The sequence below is a fragment of the Gemmatimonadaceae bacterium genome, assembly GCA_035533015.1.
Classification (GTDB): domain Bacteria; phylum Gemmatimonadota; class Gemmatimonadetes; order Gemmatimonadales; family Gemmatimonadaceae; genus JAGWRI01.
The window spans coordinates 1-4,595 of sequence record DATLUQ010000009.1 but is presented as its reverse complement, the minus strand read 5'-3'; the positions used below and the strand labels follow the sequence as shown (position 1 = coordinate 4,595).

The 4,595-nt window shown below is 70.1% G+C and carries 5 protein-coding genes; 1 reads left to right on the top strand and 4 read right to left on the bottom strand.

The features are described 5' to 3' along the window. Nucleotides 1-645: glycosyltransferase (locus VNF92_01330; GenBank protein ID HVA56505.1), on the top strand; the 645-nt coding region annotated here is incomplete at its 5' end. Here the strand turns inward: VNF92_01330 and VNF92_01325 are convergent. The 4 genes from VNF92_01325 to VNF92_01310 all read right to left on the bottom strand — a co-directional run bounded on the left by VNF92_01325 (nucleotide 642) and on the right by VNF92_01310 (nucleotide 4,393). Next, the gene (locus tag VNF92_01325; protein HVA56504.1) at nucleotides 642-1,793 is read right to left on the bottom strand and encodes a DegT/DnrJ/EryC1/StrS family aminotransferase; all 1,152 of its coding nucleotides are present in this window, start codon (nucleotides 1,791-1,793) and stop codon (nucleotides 642-644) included. The genes VNF92_01330 and VNF92_01325 overlap by 4 nt on opposite strands. 92 nt (nucleotides 1,794-1,885) lie before the next feature. Continuing rightward, nucleotides 1,886-2,908 (bottom strand): FemAB family XrtA/PEP-CTERM system-associated protein, encoded by a 1,023-nt coding sequence (locus VNF92_01320; protein HVA56503.1) that lies wholly within the window; start codon nucleotides 2,906-2,908, stop codon nucleotides 1,886-1,888. Further along, complete coding sequence (locus VNF92_01315; protein ID HVA56502.1) at nucleotides 2,905-3,738, bottom strand: XrtA system polysaccharide deacetylase; 834 nt, start codon at nucleotides 3,736-3,738, stop codon at nucleotides 2,905-2,907. The genes VNF92_01320 and VNF92_01315 overlap by 4 nt, the downstream gene beginning before the upstream one ends. Before the next feature lie 85 nt (nucleotides 3,739-3,823). Continuing rightward, nucleotides 3,824-4,393, bottom strand: coding sequence for a hypothetical protein (locus VNF92_01310; protein ID HVA56501.1), 570 nt, complete (start codon nucleotides 4,391-4,393; stop codon nucleotides 3,824-3,826). Nucleotides 4,394-4,595: the final 202 nt, after the last annotated feature.

Genomic DNA, 4,595 nt, shown 5'->3' with positions numbered 1-4,595 from the left:
GACCTCCGTCTACCGCCCGGCGCCGTCCGGGTGATCCCCAACGGCGTGCTGCCTGCGCCCCGCGGACAGGCCTCAGTGCGCCAGGAACTGGGGCTCGCCCCCACCGACCGCCTCGTGCTCTCGGTAGGGAACCTCTACGAGGTCAAAGGACATCGATACCTGCTCGATGCGCTGGCCGAAGTGGCCGGCGCCCACCCCGCGGTGCACGTGGCGATCGCCGGCCGGGGGGGCGAAGAGCCGGCGCTCCGGGCGCGCGCGGCCGCTCTGGGCATCGCACACCGCGTCCACCTGCTGGGTTTTCGCTCCGATATTGGCGGGCTGCTGGCCGCGGCCAATGCCTTCGTCCTGCCATCGCTGTCCGAGGGGCTACCGCTTGCGCTGCTCGAGGCGATGTTCAGCGGCCTGCCGATCGTCGCCACCGACGTGGGCGAAGTGCGCGCGGTGCTCGAGCCCGACGCCGGCATCGTGGTTCCGCCCGCGGACGCGGCCGCGCTCGCGGCTGCCATTGCCCGGATCATGCGCGATCCGGACGAAGCGGCGCGACTGGGAAAGAACGCAGAGCGTCGGGCAGCGGCGGACTTTCACTTCGATCGGACCCTGGAACGGTACGCCGCCCTGTACGCCGAGAGGCTCGCGGCGCGTTAGAGCTGGTACCCGTGCACCAGCCGCAGGATCTCGCGCTGTTCCTCCGGCCTTACGAACGAGTGCGTGGGCATCGTGACGAGTTGGCGCGACAGCGCCTCGGCCCCCGGGAACCGTCGCGACCGGGACGGCTCGGCCAGAGATGTCAGGACAGCCCCCAACTGGGGGAGCGGCGCCGGATACCCGGGGGTGATGCCAAGGCGGCGAGCACGCTCCGGCGACGCGAATCCCTCCATGCCCCGCGCGGTGAACAACGGAAAGCGTAGGTACCCGCCCACGCCGTTGGCGTCGACGAGCACGGGGCGGACGGCCGGTGTGGCCGTCAGTTCCGCCAGGTAGCGCGCGGCGCTGAGCCGCCGCCCCTCGGCTTCGTGCTGTGCCGCTTCCCATGTGGCCAGGAGCATCCCGGCCGCCGCCGCCACCATGCCGCGAGTGGGCGTGGGCTCGTGATATCGAGTTTCACCCAGGTGCAGCCATGGCACGGCCGCCGGGATGGCGAACAGCTCCGGGTGCGCGAACAGGGCCAGCGCCGCCGCGCGCGCCCAAGCTCCCGTTCCTGCCGAGCGATTATGAGGAACGTCGCGCGCGAAATCGAAATGCCGGACCGCGACCCCGCGCGCCAGGATCGCACCGCCGCCTCCCCCCGTCCAACCCTTGCCGCGCCCGAAGCTGAGCACGCTCAACGGCGCGTGGCTACCGGCCGGTAGGCCATGCCACGAGGATCCGTGGCCCTGGGCCGCGTCCTCGACCAGTACGCCCCCCGCTCGTTCGACGCGCGTCCGAATTGCGTCCCAGGTCACCGGCACGCCGAACAGCGGGGCGACGACGACTACGTCGGCGCCGGCCGCGAGCGCTTGGTCGAGCGAGTCGAGATCGGGCGCCAGCGTGCCGGGGTCAAGGTCGTAGAACGTGATACGAAGCCCGGAGGCGACCGCTGCCGTGGCCACGTCATAGCAAGTATACGCGGGCAGCGCGACCGTTCGGCCCACTGGCGCGAAGCGAGCGGCGACCTGCAAGGCCACGGTCAACGCGTGGGTGCCACTGTCCAACAGCCCCACGGCGTCTGCGGCCCAGCGTTCGCGCACGAGATCGGCGAGCGACGCCAGCGCCCGATCACCACCACGCGCCTGACGCAGGGCGGCCAGTGGCATTGGGGAGTGGGCGGGCGGGAGCCGGCGCCACCCGCGCACTCGCGGCACAACCGCCGCCGCCGCGGGCCCGCGTTGCCGCGGTGGCACCGCGGTCACGGCAGGCACCGGGCGATCGCGGGGCCGACGCGGTTGGTGATCGCGAGCGGAACGCGGCGCCAGCACGCTGCCGCCACTCGGAACACCGGTCGGTCGGGGGATGGCGGCGCGGTGGCGCCGCTGGCTGACCACTGCGACCAGGGCAGGGGCACGTCGTGGCCTCCCCACTGGAGTTTGAACCGGTGCGTGCCACTGTCGGGAGTACACCGGCCGAAGTCGAACGTGTGGGCGCCGCGGGCGATCATTCGCTTCATGAACTCCCAGTATAGAAGCATGTTGGGCGCCGACCGGCTGAATTCGCGCAACGACGCGGCCCACGTGATCTCGAAACTGCCGTGCCAGACGAATCCGCACCCGGCGGCCACCGGGCGTTCTCCGGCGTAGACCACGGCGAACTCGACCACGTTGCCGAACGCGGGGGCCAGCGCCTCGAACCAGCCGCGCGGCAGGACCGGCGTGCCGAGCGCGCGCATGTTCCGCGCGAATACGTCGTAGAAGGCCGGCATCTGCTCGGGACCAAACCGCACCGTCAATCCGTCCTTTTCCGGCCGGCGCACCTGGCTCCGCAGTTTTCCCGGGAATGCGCGCCACAGCGTATCGGGGTCTGGGGGAAGGGGCAGTTCCACCGTGATCTTGCGGTGCGAGGTCTGTCCCCATGCCGGCGGATCGGCTCGGTTCCGCAACTCGAGCAGGGCCACGCGCGCGCGGCGAGCTTCGTCCTCGGCGGCAGCGGCGAGCGCGGTGCGCGTGGTTGGTGCGCCCAGGGGGCCGCCGGCGTTCAGGAACGGCATGGACACGAGATACGCGCCGAACACGCGACTCCGCACGTGCACGAGGGGCAGCACGCCGACGATGGCCCCTGATGCATCGCGCGCCGCGAGCGGCACACAGCGATGCCCCAGGCGCTGCTCCATCAGGGGCCACCATCCCGACAGATGGCAGAACGAACTCGTGGCGTCGGCGCGCACGAAGGCGTCCCATTCCGCCGCGTCGCCCTCGAACGGCGCCACTGCCGTCACATCCCCTCCAAGGTCTGGGCGATGGTCGTGAACCGGAACTCACCCAGCAGGCGCTCCAACCGGGGGCGCGTGCGCCGCAGTCCACCGTAATGGCGCAGGCGGGTGGGCCAACGGGCGGCAATGCGCGGCTGGTCAGGGTCCAGCTCCCACGGATGGATATAGAAGGTGCCCGGCACGGAGCGCCGCTCGCAGTCGACGAGCGCGCTCTGAACGAGACGATACGGGAGGACGCGAAAGTAGGCCCCGCCGCCCGCCGGCAACGAGACGCCGAACCGCCGCAGCGTGGCGGGCGGAATCTCGGCCAGGCGGCCGGCGGGCCGCGACAGCCAGTGTGGATCGGGATTACCCGACGGATACCCGTACTGGTCGGGCCGCCAAACTGGCATCAGGCTCGAGTCGTAGGTGTACCCTTCCTCGATCAGGACGTCGAGCGCCCACTCCTTTCCCGGGACGATGGAGAAGCTTGGTGCACGGAATCCCCGCACCGGCATACCCGTCAGATCCTCAAGGGCCTGCTTGGTTTGGCGCACCGACGCCCTGAATTGGTGCGGGGTCTGCTGCGTCACGCGACGATGGTCCCACCCATGCGACGCGATCTCATGGCCGCCGGCGGCAATTGCCCGGACCGTATCGGGGTCGTGCTCCAGCACCCAGCCGAGCACGAAGAACGTTCCATGCACCGAGTGGCGGGCGAGCAGGTCGAGCAGCAGGGCGATGCCTGAAGCGGAGCGTTGCTCGAGATTCTCCCAGTGGTTCCGGTCGATTACCGATTCGAACGCCGAGGCATGGAAATACTCCTCGACGTCAACGGTGAAGTGGTGGCCCGTCATGCTAACCTGACATGCAATGCATGTGCCCATCCGCCGGAAGTCGGGCCGCGCCAGATGTTGCGCCGCCGCAACAGGTCGTCGATCGCTAGGGCCGGTCGGACGGAGCCGGCGTCTCGGTGATGGCGGAGGCCAGGGCCTGCGCGCATCGCTCGATCCGCGCGTAGACGCGCCGGTAGACCTCGGCGGGCTGGTCGATCGGGTCGGCGATCGTACGGGTCCTCACGGGTTCCGGGTCGAAGTCGCCCAGGAGTACGACATCGGCGCGCGGCTTGCCGAACGTCTCGACTACGGCGCGCGCCTGTTGCGCATCCATGGTGACGACGACGGCGGCGGCACGCACGAGTTGGTCCGTGACGAGTTGCGAGCGGTGGAGAGAGAGATCCACTCCCAGATGCTGTGCTTCGAGCTGTGCCTCGAGGGGCGACGGTCGTCCCGGACCGATGAAGCCCGCCGACACGACGGCGGTGCCTTGCCCGGCCAGCTCACGGTCGAGCACGGCGGCGGCAAACGGGCTCCGGCAGATGTTGCCGTGGCACAGGACCAGCACGCTGGATGGCTGGTTGTGGGCGCGAATATTTGCCAGCGCGGCGCCGCGTCGTCTTGTGTGCAGCACGCGGTCCGGCGTGCGGCGCAGCGCCCTCAGCAACTCATGCACGGATGTGTCCTCAATTGCAGACAATTCGCAACAGGCGTGTCACAAACGCCACAGTTCTGTCGGGCAGGCCATCCGCCCGCCGCACCACCAAAATCTGGCAATTTCTGGGCCGAGCCCGCCGCCGTTTGGCCGGGGTCCGGCCCATCGCGCGAGGCCCAGAACCGGCGCGATTGGCGCTCCCTGTATTAGAGCCGATGGTCAG